General features: G+C 32.2%; 16 protein-coding genes and 1 other RNA gene. 8 read left to right on the plus strand and 9 right to left on the minus strand.

The window, feature by feature from the left end:
- The 3 genes from OS191_RS14985 to fahA all read right to left on the minus strand — a co-directional run.
- Positions 1–206: hypothetical protein (locus OS191_RS14985; protein ID WP_267156510.1), on the minus strand; the 206-nt coding region annotated here is incomplete at its 3' end.
- Between the two features lie 336 nt (positions 207–542).
- Positions 543–1,772: a TlpA disulfide reductase family protein gene (locus OS191_RS14990; RefSeq protein ID WP_267156511.1), complete on the minus strand. Its 1,230-nt coding sequence runs from the start codon at positions 1,770–1,772 to the stop codon at positions 543–545.
- A 117-nt stretch (positions 1,773–1,889) separates the two neighbouring features.
- On the minus strand, positions 1,890–3,182 hold the full coding sequence (fahA, locus tag OS191_RS14995) for a fumarylacetoacetase (RefSeq protein ID WP_267156512.1): 1,293 nt from the start codon (positions 3,180–3,182) through the stop codon (positions 1,890–1,892).
- A gap of 243 nt (positions 3,183–3,425) precedes the next feature.
- Here fahA and glyA point away from each other — a divergent pair, with 243 nt between their 5' ends.
- The gene (gene glyA / locus OS191_RS15000) at positions 3,426–4,697 is read left to right on the plus strand and encodes a serine hydroxymethyltransferase (RefSeq protein WP_267156593.1); all 1,272 of its coding nucleotides are present in this window, start codon (positions 3,426–3,428) and stop codon (positions 4,695–4,697) included.
- A 158-nt stretch (positions 4,698–4,855) separates the two neighbouring features.
- Here the strand turns inward: glyA and OS191_RS15005 are convergent, their stop codons facing one another.
- From OS191_RS15005 to OS191_RS15015, 3 genes are all read right to left on the minus strand, one after another.
- Positions 4,856–6,406: a hypothetical protein gene (locus tag OS191_RS15005; RefSeq protein WP_267156513.1), complete on the minus strand. Its 1,551-nt coding sequence runs from the start codon at positions 6,404–6,406 to the stop codon at positions 4,856–4,858.
- Positions 6,407–6,492: 86 nt separating this feature from the next.
- Positions 6,493–6,882, minus strand: a complete 390-nt coding sequence (locus OS191_RS15010; RefSeq protein ID WP_267156514.1) for an acyl-CoA thioesterase — start codon at positions 6,880–6,882, stop codon at positions 6,493–6,495.
- 3 nt (positions 6,883–6,885) lie between these two features.
- A complete protein-coding gene (locus tag OS191_RS15015) occupies positions 6,886–7,920 on the minus strand; it encodes a glutaminyl-peptide cyclotransferase (RefSeq protein ID WP_267156515.1) in 1,035 nt (344 codons plus the stop codon).
- An 88-nt stretch (positions 7,921–8,008) separates the two neighbouring features.
- On the opposite strand from OS191_RS15015, the gene ffs reads away from it, so the two are divergent.
- The 4 genes from ffs (at position 8,009) to fsa (ending at position 13,872) form a co-directional block, all read left to right on the plus strand.
- Positions 8,009–8,107, plus strand: an RNA gene (gene ffs / locus OS191_RS15020) — signal recognition particle sRNA small type.
- 200 nt (positions 8,108–8,307) lie between these two features.
- Entirely contained in the window at positions 8,308–9,111 is an 804-nt protein-coding gene (locus OS191_RS15025) for an SDR family oxidoreductase (protein WP_267156516.1), read from the plus strand.
- A gap of 48 nt (positions 9,112–9,159) precedes the next feature.
- Positions 9,160–13,080, plus strand: coding sequence for a T9SS type B sorting domain-containing protein (locus tag OS191_RS15030; protein ID WP_267156517.1), 3,921 nt, complete (start codon positions 9,160–9,162; stop codon positions 13,078–13,080).
- A 138-nt stretch (positions 13,081–13,218) separates the two neighbouring features.
- Positions 13,219–13,872, plus strand: a complete 654-nt coding sequence (gene fsa / locus OS191_RS15035; RefSeq protein ID WP_267156518.1) for a fructose-6-phosphate aldolase — start codon at positions 13,219–13,221, stop codon at positions 13,870–13,872.
- Between the two features lie 58 nt (positions 13,873–13,930).
- Here the strand turns inward: fsa and OS191_RS15040 are convergent, their stop codons facing one another.
- On the minus strand, positions 13,931–15,355 hold the full coding sequence (locus tag OS191_RS15040) for a TlpA family protein disulfide reductase (RefSeq protein WP_267156519.1): 1,425 nt from the start codon (positions 15,353–15,355) through the stop codon (positions 13,931–13,933).
- A 246-nt stretch (positions 15,356–15,601) separates the two neighbouring features.
- Between OS191_RS15040 and OS191_RS15045 the strand changes: the two genes are divergently transcribed.
- Positions 15,602–17,227, plus strand: coding sequence for an ABC-F family ATP-binding cassette domain-containing protein (locus OS191_RS15045; protein WP_267156520.1), 1,626 nt, complete (start codon positions 15,602–15,604; stop codon positions 17,225–17,227).
- A 68-nt stretch (positions 17,228–17,295) separates the two neighbouring features.
- Here OS191_RS15045 and OS191_RS15050 read toward each other — a convergent pair whose 3' ends face one another.
- Complete coding sequence (locus tag OS191_RS15050) at positions 17,296–17,529, minus strand: putative signal transducing protein (protein WP_267156521.1); 234 nt, start codon at positions 17,527–17,529, stop codon at positions 17,296–17,298.
- Between the two features lie 174 nt (positions 17,530–17,703).
- Between OS191_RS15050 and OS191_RS15055 the strand changes: the two genes are divergently transcribed.
- Positions 17,704–17,895 (plus strand): cold-shock protein, encoded by a 192-nt coding sequence (locus OS191_RS15055; RefSeq protein ID WP_267156522.1) that lies wholly within the window; start codon positions 17,704–17,706, stop codon positions 17,893–17,895.
- Between the two features lie 75 nt (positions 17,896–17,970).
- Here the strand turns inward: OS191_RS15055 and pheT are convergent, their stop codons facing one another.
- Positions 17,971–20,397 (minus strand): phenylalanine--tRNA ligase subunit beta, encoded by a 2,427-nt coding sequence (pheT, locus tag OS191_RS15060; RefSeq protein ID WP_267156523.1) that lies wholly within the window; start codon positions 20,395–20,397, stop codon positions 17,971–17,973.
- A 200-nt stretch (positions 20,398–20,597) separates the two neighbouring features.
- Here pheT and OS191_RS15065 point away from each other — a divergent pair, with 200 nt between their 5' ends.
- Positions 20,598–23,042 (plus strand): hypothetical protein, encoded by a 2,445-nt coding sequence (locus tag OS191_RS15065; protein ID WP_267156524.1) that lies wholly within the window; start codon positions 20,598–20,600, stop codon positions 23,040–23,042.
- The last annotated feature ends 32 nt before the right edge of the window (positions 23,043–23,074 follow it).

The following is a 23,074-nucleotide window of genomic DNA, read 5'->3' on the forward strand; positions in this document are numbered from 1 at the left end:
GGTGCTGTGCCTTGTGTGGCACTAATTGTAACACTTGCTCCAGATAATTGTACTGGAGTGGCATCGGCTGTTAAGGTGCCTGCATCGGCTGAACATGTTTGAGCATTTAAATTATTACTGAATAATAAGCTCACGAACATTAGAACATTTAACAAGGCCGTTTTTCTGCCTGTTAATCCTTTTGAAAAATTGTAAAACTGTTTCATCATTATATTTTTGTCTAGTTAATAACTATACAAACTTAGACAATTTATTTTATTTGTCAAAGAATTTTTATTAAATCTTAGACAAATAAATGTAGTTATTTATTTCATTAGCATAAATATAAGAAAACAGAAAATGCGCAATACACTGTTTATCAAGTGTATAAATGGCTTATTCATGATAACTAGGTCAGAATCAGTGTGAAAAAAATTATAATTTTTTTAACTATTAAAAATTAGGTAAAAGGTAGATTTTTAAAAAAAATAAAGATTTGAAAATGATAGGATTTATAAATTTAAATAACCAAAAATATTACAAAAGATGTTGATAAGAAAATACTACTCCTCTTTCAACTCTTTTACAAAACTTTCAAACTCATTCGTAAACTCTAAATATTTTTCGCCAGTGGCTGGTCCATTAAACCCTGTATGAATTTTACGAACGTTCCCCGTTTTATCAATAAAAATCGTGGTTGGATAACTCAGCACTTGATTTAACATAGGCAATTTTTCTTGAGCAGATACTTTACTAGAGCTCCCATATTGTGCTAATAAGATTGGATAATCTATCTCTAGTCTATTTTTTAGTCTTTTTATGTTAGCAATAGCCTTTTCTTCAGTTTTAGTGTATTCGAAAGCTAGACCTATAATTTCTAAGCCATTGTTTTTATTGTTTTTATTGTTTTTATAATAATTTGCTAAATATTTGCTTTCATCTAAACAGTTTGGGCACCAGGTTCCCATTATTTGTACCAAGACAACTTTGTCTTTAAACCGGTCATCTTCTAAAGAAACCATCTTACCATTTTCATCTGGAAAAGAGAAAGCCACCTTATCATAGCCTTCTTTTAAGAAGGTTAAATTATTAGCATCGGGTAATTCAAAAGCTTCATTACGTTTTGCTGTAAAAGGCTCTTTATAATGGTTTCCAGAATAGAACATGCCTTGCATGATGCTATCTGTTACAGTTGCATGAAACAAATAAGCATGAGCCCCGTCGAAAGTTGATAGTTTTAACTGATTACCATCCAAAACGCCTTCTAGAAACCTGTAATCCCCTGTCGTAGTTCTAAAAGTTCCTGTTACTTTATTTTTGTCTTGCTTAAAGATGCCTTTAGCGATGTATTTATCAGCTTCCGAATCTGGGCTAAAAATAGTTTCCCAGTTTCCAGATACATCCGTTTCTGCATTGTTTTCAACTTCAAAACGTTTTGTTTTCCCAAAAACGGCTGTAAAAGGAACATTTCGATTTAAATCGTCTTTTATATAGTTTCCTTCCAAACCTGCATCTGTTATTTTTGCAGCAATATAACTATCAAAAACTGGAGGTTTTATAAACACAGAATCGTTTCTATAGGTAATTTCATCAACATCAATCACCTCTTCAGAATTAAAAATCTGGAGCTTATTTTCAGATAAAACCATAAAAACAAAGGGCATATCAATACTATCATTTACTTTTAAGAGAGCTTTATAGGTTCCTATTTGTAAGGTTTTTTGTGGTTCTTCTTTTTCAGATTTACAAGAAACCAAAATGACAAGAGCAAAAAGTAAACTATATTTTTTCATACAAAAAATTATTTAATTGAATAGATTCTTCGCTATAGCCTGTCTTGAGCGACAGTCGAAAGGCTATGAATGACAACTTTTATGATAAAAAAAAAGCGACCAGTTGGTCGCTTCATCTTATTTATTTTTCTTCGGATTAAATATGGGAAGCAATTGGGTTGAGACTTCACCAAAACCAATTCTAGTGCCATCTTTTTCACAATAGCCACGCATGGTAACCGTATCGTAATCGTTTATAAATTTACGTTCTGTTCCATCTTTCAACTTTAGAGGTTTTTCTCCTCTCCAAGACAATTCCAACATGGAGCCATAAGAATCTGGAGTTGGACCAGAAATGGTTCCAGAACCCATCATATCTCCAGAATTCACAGGACAACCATTAACCGTATGATGGGCTAATTGTTGTACCATATTCCAGTACATATATTTAAAATTAGACTTACTCACAATAGTTTCTTTTGCTGCTTTAGGTTTAATGGCTACTTCCAACTTAATATCGTAACTTTTCTTCCCTTTATATTGTAAATATGGTAATTGTGGTTTTAATGGCTTCGGACTCTCTACTCGATAAGGCTCTAAAGCATCTAAAGTTACTATCCAGGGAGAAATAGACGACGCAAAACTTTTTGCCAAGAAAGGTCCTAATGGCACATATTCCCATTTTTGAATATCTCTGGCAGACCAATCGTTAAACAATACGAGACCGAAAATATATTCTTCAGCTTCATCTATAGGAATTGGCTCCCCTAAATCGTTAGCATCTGTAGTAATAAAGGCCATTTCAAGTTCGAAATCCACTAATTTTGAAGGTCCGAAAACAGGGGTATCACTCCCAGCAGGAAGCGTTTGTCCTTGTGGTCTGTGGATTGGAATTCCCGAAGGAATAATAGAACTACTTCTTCCATGGTATCCTACAGGAATATGTAACCAGTTTGGCATTAGCGCATTTTCCGGATCACGAAACATGGTTCCTACATTAGTAGCATGCTCTATACTCGAGTAAAAATCTGTATAATCGCCAATTTGAACTGGCAATTGCATTTCAATTTCATCTAATCGAAATAAGACAATTTCCTTATGTTTTAAATTGTTTTTTAAATCACCATTTTCAGCATCAAAAATATGAGCTATTCTATTTCTTACTAAACGCCAAGTTTTTCTTCCGTCTGCAATAAAATCGTTAAGGGAATCTTGAAGAAAAATATCGTCGGTCAACGGGATTCCTTCAAAATAACCTAATTGATGTAAGGCACCTAAATCTATAGCTGTATCTCCTATTCGCGTTCCGATGGTAATAATATCGTCTCGTGTAAGGAACACCCCAAAAGGAATGTTTTGAATTGGAAAATCTGAATTTTTATCGACGTGTAACCACGATCTTCTATCTGGATTGTTAGCTGACATTGGCATAACTTTTCTGAGTTTGTAAATTAATAATTTCTATTCAAACCTACATAACTTTTTATTTTTATACTAATAATAAGGAAAAAATGTGGTTTGTCTTTCAATAGTTAATGAAATACTAAAAGCGAAGTAAATATATGTTTTTTGGTGATTTAAACTAATCTATTTGTTATTTTTGACATGATTTTAACTATAACTAGATTTCCTCTCGAAAATTCGAGAATTATGGAAATAAAAAAATATTCATATATGCAACGCGACGAACAAATATTCGAATTAATAGAAGCTGAAAAAAACAGACAACTAGAAGGCATTGAGTTAATTGCTTCGGAAAATTTTGTAAGCAACCAGGTTATGGAAGCTGCTGGTTCTGTTTTAACCAATAAATATGCCGAAGGGTATCCTGGGAAGCGTTATTATGGAGGTTGCGAGGTTGTTGACGAGGTAGAACAATTAGCCATAGACAGAGCAAAAACTTTGTTTAATGCTGCTTACGTGAACGTACAGCCACATTCTGGAAGTCAAGCAAACACAGCTGTTTATGCTGCTTGCTTGAAACCTGGTGATAAAATTCTTGGTTTCGATTTATCACATGGAGGACATTTAACGCACGGATCTCCTGTAAATTTTTCAGGAAAATTATACAATCCCGTGTTTTATGGTGTTAAAAAAGAAACTGGTCTAATAGATTACGACCATGTTGCTGAAATGGCTGAAAAAGAAAAACCAAAATTAATTATTGCTGGTGCTTCTGCTTACTCCAGAGACATGGATTTTAAGCGTTTTAGAGAAATTGCTGATAGCGTTGGAGCTTTATTATTAGCTGACGTTTCGCATCCAGCTGGTTTAATTGCTAAAGGTATTTTAAACGATCCACTTCCACATTGCCATATTGTAACAACTACTACCCATAAAACACTACGTGGACCAAGAGGTGGTATGATTATGATGGGACAAGATTTCGACAATCCGTTTGGATTAACACTTAAAAATGGCAACTTACGTAAAATGTCTTCTTTATTGGATTCTGCTGTTTTCCCTGGAAATCAAGGTGGTCCCTTAGAACATATTATTGCCGCTAAAGCCATTGCTTTTGGTGAAGCATTAACGGATGACTTTATGCATTATATGTTGCAAGTAAAACAGAATGCACAAGCTATGGCCAAAGCCTTTGTAGATAGAGGTTACCATATTATTTCTGGTGGTACAGACAACCACATGATGCTCATTGATCTAAGAAACAAAGATCTTACTGGAAAAGATGCCGAGCAAGCTTTAGTAAAAGCAGATATTACTGTGAATAAAAACATGGTACCTTTTGATGATAAATCGCCATTTGTAACCTCTGGAATTAGAATTGGAACACCAGCCATTACAACTAGAGGATTAAAAGAAGGAGATATGGAAGGCATTGTAGCTTTAGTAGATGAAGCTTTAATGAATTATCAAGATGAAGCCAAACTAGAAGCTATTGCAGGAAAAGTAAATGCCATGATGAGTGGTTTGCCTTTGTTTGCATAAACTACGAACCAAATTATATAAAAATGAAAAACCCGCTTAAATGCGGGTTTTTTTATGCGTACTGCTGTCATTCAAAGGAAAGAATGACCGAAGAATCTGCAAAAGCTTAACTATACTCTTTAGATTCCTCCTATCGTCGGAATGACAAAACTTAAAGCTTAAAAATCTGCATGCTGATAAGCTCCAGCATCTGGTGAAGTCGTTCTGCTTACACCCAAAATATCGTTTGGCACTTGTCCTGCAAAACTTAGATTTCCTATACCATTTGCAGCAGAATCATTACCAATAATCATCTGGTTGGCTCCTGTATCTTTAAAAGCAGGATTTTGATTGAAAACATTCAATTCATACAAAGCAGGATTATTAAAATCGTAATTAGCACCGGTAAAATTCCCGCTAGTATCTTCAAACCTCAACAAACAATTAGTAAACTTAAAATTGAAAACAACTGAAGGATCTTCAATTTCATCTAGAATAAACTCCGGATTATCGTTCCCATAAATAATACAATTATTGAAATTGGCTTCGGTTAAATCGGTTATAAATCTCGTATCTACAGTATCAAAAAAATTATTTATCAATAAAGCTGGAAATTGTCTAAAACCATTATTCCAATAATTAGCAATGGTACTATGGGTAACATTATATTTTCCTCCATAGGTTGCAGCAAAACTGGTCTGCCCAGAATTATTAATCACAATATTTTCAGCTAAAATAGAGGTTCTTCTACCTAAGATTCCAAAATTACTCGAGTTGTAAATTTGCGAATTAGTAATGGTTAATTTATTATTTATAGCATCTGGATTTCCTTCACTTAAAATTCCAACAGCCCCATTTTTAATGGTGGCATAATTAATAATATTATTCACACTACCATCAATCATCCAAATAGTTCCCCATTGTCCTGGAACATTAGAAAAAGCAGGCTCTAATCTATCGCCTTCAAAAATAACTTCGTTTTCTAACAAATCTGGATCAGAACTTAAAGCTCCATTAACATGTAAACTAGCTCCTTCAGCTACCAAAATTCCTGAATTAGCGTGAAAATGAACTCTTGAACCAGCTTCCACCGTTAGGATTTCGTTATTAGGAACAGCAGCATAACCATATACTACATAAGGTTTTTGGTTTGTAAAGGTTAATTCGCTTGGCAGTAAATAACGTCCTTGAATTTCTGTTTCAACAACTTCACCTCCAATATTTAAAGTCAAAGTTTCGATAATGCCAGTGGTATTATCTTTATCTGGATAAATAAAAACAGCATCCTTTACAAGAGTTACAAGTTCTACAGATTGAAAATTAGAACCTGAATCGAATTCTATTTTATCTGTATATAAAAATTCCCCATTAAGATTAGGCAAATTATTAATATCTATGGTGGTTTCTACAAATACATACATGCTATCTTTGGCTAGAATCTCTACATTTTCAAAAGATTTACCAGGCATTCCATCGACATTTAAACGGTATTCAGAATCTTCACCCAAAGCCAATCTAATAGAAGGAATACTAATATCATTACTGCTTCTGTTATAAACTTTAAGATTGTAAGTACTTGAACCTATATTAGTAAAAACGGTATCTAAATAAATGGTGTCTTTTGAAAATTCTAGGTTTCCAGAGCTTGGACCAAAATCCAAATCTTTTCTACAGGAATTAGTAGAAATTAAAACGCTTAAACATAAAATAAGATAAAAGGCTTGTTTCATTTTTTAATGATCATTTAATAATAGTGAATCATGTACTTGGTAAAAATATAACTTTTGAATTGATGAATTCATATGAATCTTAGATTTTAGCGAAATATTTTTGAGATTTCATCTAAAATTCTAGTAGGCTTAAGAGTCTTAGAACTCATAAAACACCAAGTGGTTTCAGATTTTGCAAGGAGTTTATTTGTCTTTTTATTGATAATTTCGACGATTCTTATTGAAGTAACTCCTTCGGATTTAGTAACGTAGGTTTTTAACTTAATCTCATCGTTTAAAAGCGCTGGCCGCTTATACTCTATAAAATGTGATAGCATAATCCAAAAATAAGCATCTGTAATATCTGCTGGGGCTTTACATAACCAATGTTCTTTAGCTACATCTTGAACCCATTGTACATAACGCACATTATTTACATGGTTAAGCTCGTCAAGATCATCTTCTGTAACGGTTATTAAAGTCTCGTAAGTCTGCAAAATTTAGTTTTCTATAATTTCTACTTCAAAGAGTTTATCCCAACGTTTTCCTGTAATAAAAAAGGTTTTAGTCTCTGGGTTATAAGCAATCCCATTTAAAACATCTAGTTTTGGATGTTGAGTTACTTTTTTTCTTAATGGCGTAAAATCGATAACTCCTTCAACGGCACCATTTTCTGGATTTATTATTGCCACCCCGTTTTTATTGTAACGGTTGGCATAAATTTTCCCATCAACCCATTCCAATTCGTTTAATTCTACCACTTTTCCTTTATTATGGTAGGCTTGAATAAAGCTTTCTTCCGTTAAAGTTTCTGGGTTTAATGTCCATATTTTTTCGGTGCCATCACTTTTGTAGAGTTTTGTTCCATCGTTGCAAATCCCCCAACCTTCTTTACTATTGCCATATTTAAAACTACCTGTTCTTTCAAAGGTATTTACATCGTAAACAAGTCCAGTGCCACTTTTCCAGGTAAGTTGGTAAATTTTATCATCTAAAATAGTTAAACCTTCTCCAAAATAGGCATCGGCTAAATCGATGTTTTTTAAAACTTTTCCTGTTTTATAATCTACTTTTCTAAGTTTAGATTCTCCAAATTGTCCGGTACTTTCGTACAGTTCACCATTATAAAATTCCAAGCCTTGGGTATAAGAAGTAATATCGTGTGGGTATTCGTTAATTATTTTATAGGAATAAACCTTTGGGGTTTGATTGTTTAAAATAGTTATGTTTTGAGTAACGGTCTCTGTGTCTCCTCCTAAATTAAGAGTCGCTTCAATAAGGTGATCTCCCAATCTATAAGTTTTTAAATCTACTTGTTCTGAAACTGGCTTACCATCTAACTTGAACTCAACAGATGATATTTCATGATTTTTTGGGTTAGAAATTCCTAATTCTAGGGTTTTATCGGTAGTCATTGCGTGCCCTTCTGCATTTGTTTTAATAGAAATATCATTTTTTTTCTGTGTAGAATTGCTCCCACAAGAGAGTAAAAAACTTCCTAAAAATATGATTGTAAGAGATTTAAATGTCTTCATTTTAACTTTAAATTTTTTGGCAAGTTATTTATTAAAATTCAGTTTAAAAAATCATTGCGTTAAATTTAAAAGATTGTATCTTTGCGCCGGGCAAGTCCTACACAACCAGCTCCTGTTGAATCCTCCAGGGTGGGAACACAGCAAAGGTAAACGGTCGTAGCGGTGTGATGTAGGTAGCTTGCCCTTTTTTTTTTACAACAAACTCAAAATCTTGAAAGCTACAGCAAATCAAGATTTTTTTAGTTTATATACAGTTTAAAGAGTACTACCTGCTTTTTAATATAATATCTTAGATTTGAAAGTTCTTTGTTTTCAAATCTTTCTTATTTTATATCAACTTTCTGCAATACATTTTTAATTTTACATTTTTAACTATACATTATAATTATGTCTAAAGTTGTTTTAATAACTGGAGGTTCCTCTGGAATTGGAAAATCGGTTGGTGAATATTTAATCACACAAGGATATATTGTTTATGGAACAAGTAGATCTCCAGAAAAATATCCAACTAGTAAATTTCCCATAGTTGCTTTAGAGGTTACAAACAACGAAACCATTACTCATGCTATTAGTGAGGTCCTTTCTAAAGAAGGCAGAATAGATGTATTGATTAACAATGCTGGCGTTGGAATTACTGGTCCTATAGAGGAAATTCCTGAAACAGAAATTAAAAACAACTTTGAGACCAATCTCTTTGGTCCTATAAATGTAATTAAAGCTGTGTTACCCAGTATGCGAGAACATGGTTCCGGGCTCATCATTAATATTACATCTATTGCTGGGTATATGGGCTTGCCTTATCGTGGTATTTATAGTGCTAGCAAGGGTGCTTTCGAGTTGGTAACAGAAGCTTTTAGAATGGAGTTAAAAGACTTTAATATTCAGATGACGAATGTAGCTCCTGGCGATTTTGCTACAAATATTGCTTCCGGGCGTTATCATGCGCCTATTTTAGAAACATCTCCTTATAAAACACCCTACGGAAATACGTTAAAACTAATGGATACTCACGTAGATTCTGGAAAAGATCCTTTGCTCATGGCAAAAGCTATTCATAAAATAATTAACACACCAAACCCAAAAATTCATTATAAAGTTGGTGAGTTTATGCAAAAATTTTCTATTGTTTTAAAAAGGATACTCCCTGATAAAATGTATGAGAAACTTTTAATGAGTCATTATAAATTGTAATTTTATAAAACTCCCCTAATTATAAGCTTTAAAAGCACCTAGCTAACTATGAAAAAAATATTATCCCTTATATTAATACTCACTGGATTTGCTAGTTATTCTCAAATTTTAGATATCAATAATTTAGCAGATCCTGAGTCTGGTTTCAGTTTGCAACAATTAGTAGAAAATGTTCTTATAAGCGGAGATTGTGCTGATGTAGATAATTTTACCTCTCAAGTTTCTGGATCTGCCAATCAAACATACACTAAAAGTTATGGGTATTTTAAGAAACCAACCGGGAGCAACTTTGCTTTCGATGAAGGTTTAATAATAACAAGTGGAAGAGCTTACTCGGCAGGAAACACCGTAAACAATGACAGCCCTTTTCCTGATTTTATAAATGGAACTCCTGGAGATAACGATTTAGAAACAGCGCTAGGTATTATTAATACTTACGATGCCACGTTTATTAAATTTCAGTTCACTCCAATATCTTCAGATTTTAGTTTTAATTTCATTATGGCCTCAGAAGAATATGATGGCTACTTTGAATGCGATTATTCCGATAGTTTTGCATTTCTTTTACGTGAAGTTGGTACTACTACATATACCAATTTAGCAGTTCTACCAGATAATACTCCTGTTAGCGTAACTAATATTAATAATTCCAATGGATGTCCTTCAAATGTTACTTATTTTGAAGGTTATGATTTACCTCATACCAATTACGGTGGACAAACCAAAGTATTAACAGCTAGTGCCACAGTAACTCCTTTCCAAACCTACGAAATTAAGCTAGTAGTGGCAGACCAAGGAGATCCGTTATACGATTCTGCTATCTTTTTAGAAGCTGGTGGATTCAATCTAGGGCTAGACCTTGGTGAAGATCTATCCATTTCCACAGGTAATCCTGCTTGCTCTAACAATGCTGTTATTTTAAACACTCATATTCCTACTAGTTTTGCGCCACATACTTGGTATCTAAATGATGTTGAGATTGATGGAGAAACAAATTCAACTTTAACTGTTGTAGAAAATGGGACCTATAGTGTTTTAATAGATAATGGTTCATCTTGTGTAGCAACAGATTCAATAATAATTGAGTTTACCACAAGTCCTGTTGCAAATCCTGTTTCAGATCAATTAATATGTGATGATAACAATGATGGCTTTTGGGATTTTAACATGCTTGCTCTTAGCAACGTGGTTTTAGGCACACAACATGCTACTCAGTTTAGTGTTAGCTTTCACACAAATCTCACAGATGCTAATACAAATTCAAATTCGTTACCAAATAACTATACAAACCAAGTGGCTTATCAAGCTGAAACCATTTATGTAAGAATTGAAAGTAATGTCAATCCAGATTGTTATGAAACTACCAGTTTTGTAATAGATGTTTTTGATATGCCAACAACCATACCTGTTTTATACGATCAATGCGACAACAATGATGACGGAGATGACACCAATGGATACGCCAAATTTGATTTAAACACTATTTCACCACAAATTTATGATACACAAGATCCAACACAATTCAATATCTCATACCATTTAAACCAAACCGACGCCAATAATAATGCATCTCCTCTAAGCTTAATATATACTAACACCTCTGCTTTCCAACAAGATATTGTAGTCAGGTTAGAAAATATAGATCATCCAGATTGTTACGCTACATCTGCTATTAACTTAGTAGTTTATCCTATGCCATCAATAATACCAAGTGTGACCTTAGAGCAATGTGATGATAATTTAGATGGTTTAACCTTGTTTAATTTAAATGAAGCAAACACGTTAATTTCTAACAATTCAGATAACGAAACATTTACTTATTATCTTACAGAAGCGCAAGCAATTTCTGGGCTAGTTTCTGACCAAATAACAAACGTGACGGCTTATACAAACTTAAACCCATTTAATGATATTGTTTTTTCGAGAATTGAAAGTTCTCCAGACTGTTTTAAAACTTCAAGAATTGACTTAGAAGTTGTAGCGACACAAATACCAGCATCTTTTCAATTAACTTATGAGGTTTGCGATGACACCCTTATTGATGGAGACAATACAAATGGTATTGCTTCATTTGATTTTAGTGATGCAACAGCTCAAATTGAGGCTTTATTTCCTGCTGGCCAACCTATTGAAATCACCTACTATACAAATATGGCAGATGCGCTTTCAGAAGAAAATACCATTTTAGATATTAGCAATCATAGAAACGAAGCTTCGCCTTTCACCCAAAATATTTATGTTAGAATAGATAGCGAGAATGCAAATGCTTGTCTTGGTTTAGGAGAACATATAACCCTGACTGTTGATGCCTTGCCTCTGCTAAACCCAATTTCAAATTATGAGCTTTGTAGTGACACCAATGAGGCTACTTTTGATTTAACTTTAAAAGACAACGAAGTAATTGGTTCTCAAACAACCCCTATGCTAATTTCTTATTTTGAAAGTTTAGTAGATGCTAACAACAATCTAAATCCTATTGTTGGTCCTTATTTAAATAATACCACTCCAAGAACCATCTATGTTAGAGCTCAATTTGATGATAATAACAATGGTATTGGAGATCCAGATGAATGCTACTCTACAGAAATGAGTTTTAATTTGATTGTAAATCCTAATCCTATACTAATTCAACCAGCTCCAATTATAATCTGTAATAATCAAGTTGAAACTGAATATGATTTAACTATTAGAAAAGATGAGATTACAGGAAACGATGCTTCTATTAATTTAGTTTATTATGAATCGCAATTAGATGTTGATAACACCAATCCTATCAGTAACCCATCAGCATATTTAAATACTGTTTTAGATAAAGAGATTGTAGTTGTAGCTACTGGTCCAAAAGGTTGTAAGTCTCAAACAATCCTAACTTTAAACACCGTTATATATGCTAATTTAAACCTAGCACCTTCTCCAATTGAAGAATGTGAAATTGATAATGATGGTTATGATTCGTTTGATATTACTAGACAAGAATTAAGCATCTTAAACGGATTAAATGCTGCCGATTTTGTAATTTCTTATTATGAAAACGAACTCGATGCAATTGAAGGAAATTCGAATACCATTAACACCCCATTAGACTTTACAAATACAGTGCCTGTTAGTCAAATTATTTATGTTAGAGTCACTCCTACTTCCAATAATTGTGCACAAATTGTACCTTTAACCCTAATTGTAAATCCAGTACCAGAAATTGCATTAGAGAACAAATATGTTATTTGTTTAGACGCTAATAGCCAAGTTATAAACCCTATGACTGAAACTGTTTTACCAAACCCTCCTATTGAAACCCATTTAAGTGACACAGAATACAATTTTCAATGGTATGAAGGCGAAGAAGTAGATGCTACAAATATGATTATTGGAGCTACTCAAAGTGCGTTCTCTCCAACTACTACTGGTTACTATACCGTAAATGCTACAAACATTTCAACAGGCTGTAATATTCCTGGAACTACTCAAGTTGTAGGTTCATATCCACCAGAAAGCATTACTGCAGAAGTTGTAAGTGAATCTTTTACGAAGAATAATACAATTGAAGTGAGCATTATTGGAAACGGAAACTACTTAATTAGTTTAGACTATGGTTTGTGGCAAAGTACTACTACTTTTCAAAATATTGATGGAGGCGAACATATAATTCGTGTTAGAGATACTTATAACTGTAACGAACTTATTTATGAAATAACGGTTATAGACTATCCAAAATTCTTTACACCAAATAACGATGGGCATAACGATACATGGAACTTATATGGGATGTCTAATAAACTAGATGCTAAAATTTTTATTTACGATAGATATGGAAAGCTTCTTAAACAAATTAACCCAAACGGAATTGGTTGGGATGGTACATATAATGGAGAACCTTTATCTTCTAACGATTATTGGTTTACAATAGAATATACCGAACCAACAAACTCGGTAAGAAAAACATTTAAAGCTCATTTCACATTAAAAAGATAACATCTTTTTACGATTTTTTTTTAAATAAAAACCCACATTCAAAGCATTATAAATTGTAATTTTGCAATCCATGCAAATGGAGATTACATACAACTAAAACAACAACTTCCTTATTAAAGGATTTAAAATTAATTATTTATGAAATTTTTTATTGATACTGCAAATTTAGGCCAGATTAAAGAAGCACAAGATTTAGGTGTTTTAGATGGCGTAACTACCAACCCATCGTTAATGGCAAAAGAAGGCATTACTGGTCATGATAATATTTTAAAACACTATGTGGATATTTGCAATATTGTGGATGGAGATGTGAGCGCAGAAGTTATCTCAACAGATTTTGAAGGTATGATTCGTGAAGGAGAAGCATTGGCCGAATTACACGAGCAAATTGTTATTAAATTACCAATGATAAAAGACGGGATTAAAGCATGTAAATATTTTTCTGATAAAGGCATAAAAACTAATGTGACTTTAGTTTTTTCTCCAGGACAGGCCTTATTAGCAGCTAAAGCTGGAGCAACCTATGTATCGCCTTTTATTGGAAGATTGGATGATATTTCTACAGATGGATTAAATCTAATTGCAGAAATCCGTCATATATATGACAACTATGGTTTTGAAACCGAAATTTTGGCTGCTTCTGTTCGTCATACCATGCATATTATTGACTGTGCGAAACTTGGAGCAGATGTAATGACTGGTCCATTAAGTGCTATTGAAGGCTTGTTAAAACATCCTTTAACTGATATTGGATTAGCTAAGTTTCTTGAAGATTTTAAGAAAGGAAATTAAGTTTTTCAACTTAATAATAATTGTATAATTAAAAGTCTCAGCATTTGCTGGGACTTTTTTATTGGTTTATAACTCCTAGAAGTTCCTCTTCAAAATTAATAGAGAACATATTGGCATGAGAATTCTCAATCAAGCCTTTTTTATCTAGAATAATCACTTTATTTATAGGGTATATTGCTAAAGCTTGTTTTGCTTCTTTTGGATTTTTAAAGATATATTCGCTCTCATTTTCAATCTTATATTTTTCTAAAGTTGCTTTCCATAAATCTTTGTTTTCATTATTAGCATTGATACCTATAAAATTAATTTCTGGATATTTTATTTTTAACTCGTTAACCTTATCATGGCATTCTTGTACACGAATCATATTAGATTGAGACCAAAAGAAAATAACACAAGGCTTATTTCCTAAAACAAACCTTAAATTAAACTCATTATTAAAAATGTCAAAGACTTTTACATCGGGTAATGGATTGCCTGGTTTTAAGTCTTTTAAAGAGCTAACCATTTTACTAACATACTCTTTATGTCTTTTGCTTTCATTCTTAGCTAGAAACGAGTTTAAAATTTCATCATACTTATCTAAGTCTTTACTATTACTAATAAATTCTAAAGTAGCACTAACTAAAAGCGAATTTTTAATGTTTTCGTTAGTCATTAAGCTATCTATTAAATTCAACCTAATTAAATTATATTCTAAAGATTGCTTATTTAAAAGGCTGTCATTTGAGTGCTTAAAATGTTCAAATAATGCTAAGTTTTCAAAATGATTTTTTAAAAATGCAGAATATGGAAAATAGTCAACTAAAGTTGAATCATTATAATTAATATCCTTTCTGTAGCTATAGAAGTCTTCAGATAAAGACTCAAAATTCTTTCGTTCGTTTTTAGCATAATTTACAAATGGATAGACTTCTTTACTTAAATAATAATCGTAATTAATACTAGACTTTGCCAAATGAATAAAGAGTTCTGATGGACTTTGCTTAGAAACAAATCTTTGAAGTTTTTTTAACTTCTTTTCTTTTAAAGAATCTAATTTTTCTTCAAAATCTGTAGCTGGTAGCTGGCTAAAACCTAGAACAATTTTATCTTCCACTTCTCCATCTAAAAATAGATTTATTAAATAATTGTTCTTTTTCGCACCATTTCCTGTAAAAACCAAAGACTCATCAAAATCCATTGTATTAAGCCTAAGCATAATACTATCGTTAGGTTCTAACAAAACCATTTGTATTTCTCCTCCATGAGAAAAGGTATATAAGCCTGAATTAAGTTGATCTAGTTTATAAATAAATCTATTCTTAGAATCTAGAGTCATGGTATCAATTACAGAATTGGCTTTAAGTAAAACCACATAATTGTTCGAAGGGTTGATTATTTCGCCTCCAATGTAGGCAACATCTCCTTTATCTTGTTTCGAATCTTTTTTACATGACACAAGAGTTAGTCCAAACAATACTAACAAGCAAAAATACTTCATAAGGCTATTATAGGTCTTTAGCATAACTATTAACAACAAAAATAAAAGTTGCTATCAACAAGTGTTGTTAATTCGCTGTTAAATATTAATAAGAGTTGGTTTTGTTTCATGTTGTAGTTGGTTTTATCTACTTTTGCAAAACTTTCTAATAAATTTATGTCAAGGAGTAAATTTATTAATTTGTAAGTTCACGAAAACCTATTTATAAAGTAATAATTATCTGAGTAAAAAATTAAATCATACATTATGTTATCAGTTTCAAATTTATCTGTTCAGTTTGGAAAGCGTATTCTTTTCGACGAAGTTAATACGACCTTTAACCAAGGTAATTGCTATGGAATCATAGGTGCAAATGGTGCAGGAAAATCTACTTTTTTAAAGATTTTATCAGGAAAACAAGATCCTACTTCTGGACATGTGCATTTAGAACCTGGAAAACGTATGTCTGTATTTGAGCAAGACCACTCACTTTACGACGAGCATACCGTTTTAGAAACTATTATAATGGGAAACAAACCCTTATTTAAATTGAAAACTGAAATTGATGCCTTGTATGCTGATTATACAGATGAAAATGCTGAAAAAATTGGAGAGCTGCAAGTTCAATTTGAAGAAATGAACGGATGGAACGCAGATAGTGATGCTGCTGCTATGTTGTCTAACTTAGGGATTTCTGAAGATTCACATTACACCTTAATGAAAGACTTAGACGGAAAACAAAAAGTACGTGTACTTCTTGCACAAGCTTTATTTGGAAATCCGGATGTACTTATTATGGATGAGCCTACCAACGACTTAGATTATGAAACCATTTCTTGGTTAGAAAACTTCTTGGCAAATTATGAAAACTGTGTAATTGTAGTTTCTCACGATAGACACTTTTTAGATGCCGTTTGCACACATATTTCTGATATAGATTTTGGAAAAATAAATCATTTTTCTGGAAACTATACGTTTTGGTATGAATCGTCTCAATTAGCTGCAAGACAACATGCACAACAAAACAAAAAAGCCGAAGAAAAGAAAAAAGAATTAGAAGAATTTATTAGACGTTTCTCTGCCAACGTTGCTAAGTCTAAACAAGCAACAAGTAGAAAGAAAATGATTGAAAAATTAAATATTGCAGATATTAAACGTTCTAGTCGTAGGTATCCAGCCATTATTTTTGAAAGAGAAAGAGAAGCTGGAGATCAAATATTAAACGTTGAAAATCTATCCGCTTCTATTGAAGGAGATGTGCTATTTACCAAAATAGATTTAAATTTAGTAAAAGGAGATAAAGTGGTTTTATTTTCTAAAGACTCTAGAGCTACCACAGCTTTTTATGAGATATTAAATGGCAATATAAAAGCAGATTCTGGAACCTTCGATTGGGGAATTACTACAACTCAATCTTATTTACCTTTAGATAATAGCGAGTTTTTTCAAAATAATTTATCCTTGGTAGATTGGCTTCGTCAGTGGGCAAAAACTGAAGAAGAACGTGAAGAAGTTCATATTCGTGGCTTTTTAGGGAAAATGATTTTTAGTGGAGACGAAGCGCTTAAAAAATCGAACGTTCTCTCTGGTGGCGAAAAAGTAAGATGTATGTTAAGTAGAATGATGATGGTTAGAGCCAACGTATTAATGCTAGATGAACCTACAAATCACTTAGATTTAGAAAGTATTACAGCTTTTAACAATTCCTTAAAAAACTTTAAAGGCACTGTGTTATTTTCTACTCATGACCATGAGTTTGCACAAACAGTTGCAAATAGAGTTGTAGAATTAACACCTAGTGGTATAATAGATAGACATACTACTTTTGATGAGTATATGCAAGATCCAAAAATTAAGGAATTGCGTAATAAAATGTATTCTGCAACTGTTTAATACAAGATATAGTCGCAGTTTTTAGTTATTTAATTTACATACTAACTACTGCGACTGTAACCTTTTAATTAAGGCTGAAGTTCTGCTGTAACACTTTCAACAATAGGAACTGCATCATCCAATTCTTCCTCACTAACATAAATCTCTTGATAACCTGGAATAGAAGATCCAAAACCTGCTAATCTTCCAGATTCTGTTTCATCTTTTACAATAGGACTTATACCTACAGCATCTAACTTATCCACTATTAATTGTGCAATAATAAAACTGCCTGTATAAATTTTTATATAACTAGAATCCATAGCATTTAAAATTTAGAGTTTCTTAAAGATACAAAATAACAATCTAAATAGATGCTAATATGAAGCACTTTAAATCCCAAATTTATTCCTGTTTTTTAAAAATTACATCAAAATATCTCATTTATAAATTATATGGCTATATTTGTTTATTATTAAAATATTTAAATTATTACAATGGGTAAAGGAACAGTAAAATTTTTCAACGATTCTAAAGGATTTGGATTTATAGTTGAAGAAGACACAAACAAAGAACATTTTGTTCACATTTCTGGTTTAATCGATGAGATTCGTGAAGGTGATGAAGTAGAATTCGATTTACAAGAAGGAAGAAAAGGAATGAACGCAGTAAATGTTAAAGTATTATAATATATATTTAACTTATTGAAGACATTAAAAAGCCTCGAAATTTCGAGGCTTTTTTTTTGAATGAGATTGAATCTTTTATCTTAATTCTGCTCCAAGTTCTTTTGTAAAGTTATCTTGAAGCTTTGTCATAATTTTATCTATTTGCTTATCTGTAAGTGTTTTACTCTGGTCTTGAAAAGTAAAACTTACAGCATAACTTTTCTTTCCTTGAGGCAAGTTATTTCCTTGAAACACATCGAATAAGTTCACGCTTTTTAGTATTTTCTTTTCAGTCTGTCCTGCTATTCTATCTATATCTTCAAAAGAAATAGAATTGTCTAGTAACAAAGCAAAATCTCTTTTTATTTCTGGATATTTTGGAATACTTTTAAAGGTAATGGTGTTGTGTTTTACTAAAGAGATAACTTCTTCCCAATTAAAATCGGCAAACAATACGTTTTGAGAAATTCCAAAATGTTTTAAAATAGATTTTTTAACCAACCCAAATTCTACAAGTTGCTTCTTCCCTATTGAAAAAATAATGCCTTCATTAAATACATCATTTTTAAAAGAAGATTCTTTAATTCCTGTTAATCCCAAACGCTCTAAAACACTTGTTACAACTCCTTTCATAAAGAAAAAATCTGATGGCTGTGAAGTTACATTCCAACGATCATTATGTTTATTTCCTGTAATAAACAAAGACAGATGTTTCAATTCTACTTTTTTATCACCAAAATTGTGATAGGTTTTGCCAAATTCAAACAACTTCAAATTTTCTCTTTTCCTATTAATATTATGACTTACATTCTCTAAACCAGAAAATAAAACAGATTGTCTTAAAACACTTAAATCATGACTTAAAGGATTCAACATCCCTACCTGATGTTCTGCTTTAAGTTGCTCGCTTAATTTTGTGTAATCTGGAGTTGTTAAAGAATTAGATAGGGTTTCAAAAAATCCTTGAGAAGCTAATTGGTTTCCAATAACATTTTGCAGTTTATAATCCTCAAATCTGGTAGTATTTGCAATGGTTGCATTTAACTTTTCAGTAGTTTTAATGTTGTTATAACCATAAACCCTAAGTATTTCCTCTATAATATCTGCTTCGCGTTGAACGTCATTTCTATAGGCTGGAACAGTAAGTCCTAAACCTGTTTCGGTAACATTATTAATTTTAATTTCTAAAGACATTAAAATTCGTTTTATAATGTCTTCAGGAATATTTTCACCAATTAGTTTCTTTGCATTATCAAAACTTAAACGCACTTGAAAATCTTCAATTTTGTTAGGGTAAAAGTCAAAAATATCGCTCGTTATTTCTCCTCCAGCAATTTCTTGAATTAAAAGTGCGGCTCTTTTTAAAGCGTATTCCGTAATGTTTGGATCAATACCTCTTTCAAACCTAAAAGATGCATCTGTATTTAAATTATGTCTTTTTGCAGTTTTTCTAATGCTTACAGGGTTAAAAAACGCGCTTTCAAGAAAAATACTTGTTGTTCCATCTGTAACTCCAGAATGGATACCTCCGAGAACTCCGGCAAAACACATCGGATTTTCAGCATCACAAATCATTAAATCTTCATCATGTAACTCACGTTCTATGCCATCAAGTGTTGTAAATTTCGTGCCTTTTTCCAGAGTTTTTACTTCAATTTTATTACCAGAAATCTTAGCCGTATCGAACGCGTGTAAAGGCTGTCCTAATTCGTGCAACACATAATTAGTAATATCTACTATATTGTTTTTTGGTGTTAAGCCAATTGCTTTTAATCTATTTTGCAACCATTTAGGCGAAGGTTCTACTTTTATTCCAGAAATGGTTAATCCGCAATATCTAGGAGCTAAATCCTTCTTTTTTACATCTACATCAATGCGTAAGGTTCTATTATCTACATGGAAAGCACTTACTGAAGGTGTTATTAATTCTAAAGTAACATCTTTTTGAAGAAAACCAGCTTTTAAATCACGAGCAGTTCCAAAATGACTCATAGCATCTGCCCTATTTGGTGTTAACCCAATTTCAAACACCTGGTCGTTTTCTACTTCAAAAACATCAGCAAGAAGCGCTCCTATTTCAAGTTTGGAATCAAGAACCATAATGCCATCATGCGATTCCCCTAAGCCAAGTTCATCTTCAGCGCAAATCATTCCATGACTCTCTTCTCCTCTAATCTTACCTTTTTTTATGGTCCATGGCTCGCCTGCTTCAGTATATAAAGTAGTTCCAATTGTTGCAACTGGCACTTTTTGTCCTGCAGCTACATTTGGAGCGCCACAAACTATTTGTAACGGATTTTCTAAACCTACATTTACTGTAGTTATTTTTAGTCTATCGGCATTTGGATGTTGCACACAGGTTAAAACCTCTCCAACTACAATACCTTCCAAACCTCCTTTTACAGACTGAAAGGAAGTAACTCCCTCTACTTCAAGACCTAGATCTGTAAGTAGTTCGCTAATTTGGTCAGGAGACCAAGTCGTTTTGATAAATTGTTTTAACCAATTGTAAGAAATCTTCATGCTTGCTTTATTCTTTAGAGCGCAAAGATAAAATATTGCTTTTTAGCATTCAAACAAAGCTTTAAAAATTGTAACTATTAATTAGCAAAACTCTAATTAATAATTAAATTTGATAAACCCCAACAAAACCCTAAATGTTAAAACTTTAACAATTTGGCATTATTATTGTGATAATCGTCCTACATCTAAAACCTATCCGTATGAAAGCTAATTTACTCTCCATGTTATTGCTTCTTGTCACTTTAAGTATCTCGAGTCAGGAAAATTTTTCAGAACAAACAAAAACCTTTTTAGATGAGAATGCTTATCTAAATAATGTTGAAAAAGAGAAGTTTTATCTCCATACCAACAAAACCACCTATTATGCTGGAGAAAAGATTTGGTTTAAGGCCTACATTGTAGAAGATTCCAATAATAAACCCAATTTAAATACAACCAACATATTTGTAAATTTTTATTCTCCTGAAAAAAAACTCATTAGCAGTCAGCTTTATTATGCTGAAGCAGGTTTTACTTATGGTGAAATGGAGATTCATCCAGATTTAATTTCTGGAACGTATTATATGGATATTGATACAAATAAAAATAGAAACTTTAAAAGTGGCTCTGTGATTTCCATTCAAGTGCTGAGCACTTCAAAAACATCAGAAAACACTTTAGCTGATATTAAAACCAAAAACTCCACTGAAACAAATGTTGAGTCCAATTACACCATGGCGTTTTATCCTGAAAGCCAAACTGTATTAAAGGACGAAATCAACAACATTGCCTTTACCATAAAAAACAATCAAGTTCCAGTTAAAGCTTCAGGGAAAATTATCGATAATACTTCTGGAGAAACTATTACTCGATTTATGAGCGACATTTATGGGATGGGACGTTTTAGCCTCTTGTATAATGGTTCTTTTTCTGCTGTAATAAATGTTGACGGAATCGATGAAAAATTCCCTTTGCCAGAAGCAAATCCGTTAGGGTTTATCATTCAGAAAAAATTAGATTTTAAGAACGAAAACACAACCTCCTTTTTATTAAAAACCAATAACGCTACAAGTTCTAAATACAGAAACGAGTCTGTAGTTTTAGTTTTACATAGAAATGGTTTTGCAAAATCTGTTGCTCCCATTGAAATAAACAAGGAAGCAACCAGCTATCAAATAAACTTCTTAAATAAAGATTTATTTTCTGGTATAAACACGCTTACCTTATTCGATAAAACCAACAAACCTATTTCGGAATATTCCTTTTGGAATGAGCCAGAAAACATAGAATTGGAAGTCACGCAATTTCAAGCCTCGTCAGATTCCATTACACTAGACTTCAGGATGCTAAACAAACTAGCAGACGCTAATTTAAGTGTGTCTGTATTGCCTGCAGCAACCATTTCTTATAACAATCAGCAAAATATAATAACCGAGTTTCAACTAGCTCCTTACTTAAATGACACAGGGTTTAATTTAGCCAATTACTATAACAAAACCAATGGTAACAAGCATAGTATGGATTTACTAATTCAGACGGGTAAAAAAAACAATCAAATTCAAAGAAATATTACATCTGAGAACGACTTGGTTTTCCAGCCAGAACATGGCGTTAAAATTAGAGGCTCTGTCAACTCTAAAGATAAAGATCTATCTAAACACAAAGTGATGTTATCTTCAACCGAAAACAACATTCTATCTATAAAACCATTAAAAGGGGAAAGACAATTTGAATTCGATAGTTTGAAGTTAGTACATCCTTCAAAATATAAATTAGCACTATTAAATAAAAAAGGGGAAATTGTAAAAGCCAACTTTTACATCTATAATAACTTTAATAAATATCGTCCAGATAGTTTGCTTACCAAACCAACTGAAGAGTATTCTAAAACAACATTTGAAACTGTATACACTTTAGAAGACGAATATGTCCCTCAATTAATGGAAGAAGAAATACTCGATGAAATTTTGATAAAAGCTAAAGTTAAAGCTAGAGAGAATAAAGAAATTTTAGAAGATAGAATACTGGCTAAAGTAAGAAATGTAGGATTCACTAGAATCCATATCCCAGACGAGAAAAGTTATGTAGGCGCTAGTGTAGTCTTTTATTTAAGAACGCTTCCTAGCATTTTTGTCGTACAAGATAGTCGTTCTGTAACTATAATGAGTACAAGAGGACCAGGAGCTGGAGCATTTATGAAAGATGAAAATAATAATAGTGGAAAACAATTAGGATATTATATCCTTTTAGATGAGATTCCTATAAGTGACCATTCAGAATTATTATATATGCAAATGTTCGATATTGCTGCAGTAACAGTAAATGCTAACGGAAGTATTATTAATATCTATTCAAAAACCTACGAGCTAATGAAAGGTCTTGGAACAATGGTTAATTCAGATATTCAAATAAGTGAAACGGAATTTGGATTTAGCTTACCTAAAGAAACTTTTAAGAATTCTGAAATTTATTTCCCTAACCAAACTTCGGAAGAATTATATAGCACCATCGATTGGATTCCAAATTTTTATTTAAACTCTAAAACACCTAACTACCTTACTATTAGCACAAAAAAACATCAAAAATTAAAATTGTTTATTAATGGCATGAATGCTAATAGTCAATTAGTTTATAAAAGTGTTACTATAGAGCAAGAGTCTAATTAGATATTTTTTATAATAAAATTTCAGGTTTTGGT

The sequence above is a fragment of the Xanthomarina sp. F2636L genome (assembly GCF_026410195.1).
Lineage (GTDB): Bacteria > Bacteroidota > Bacteroidia > Flavobacteriales > Flavobacteriaceae > Xanthomarina.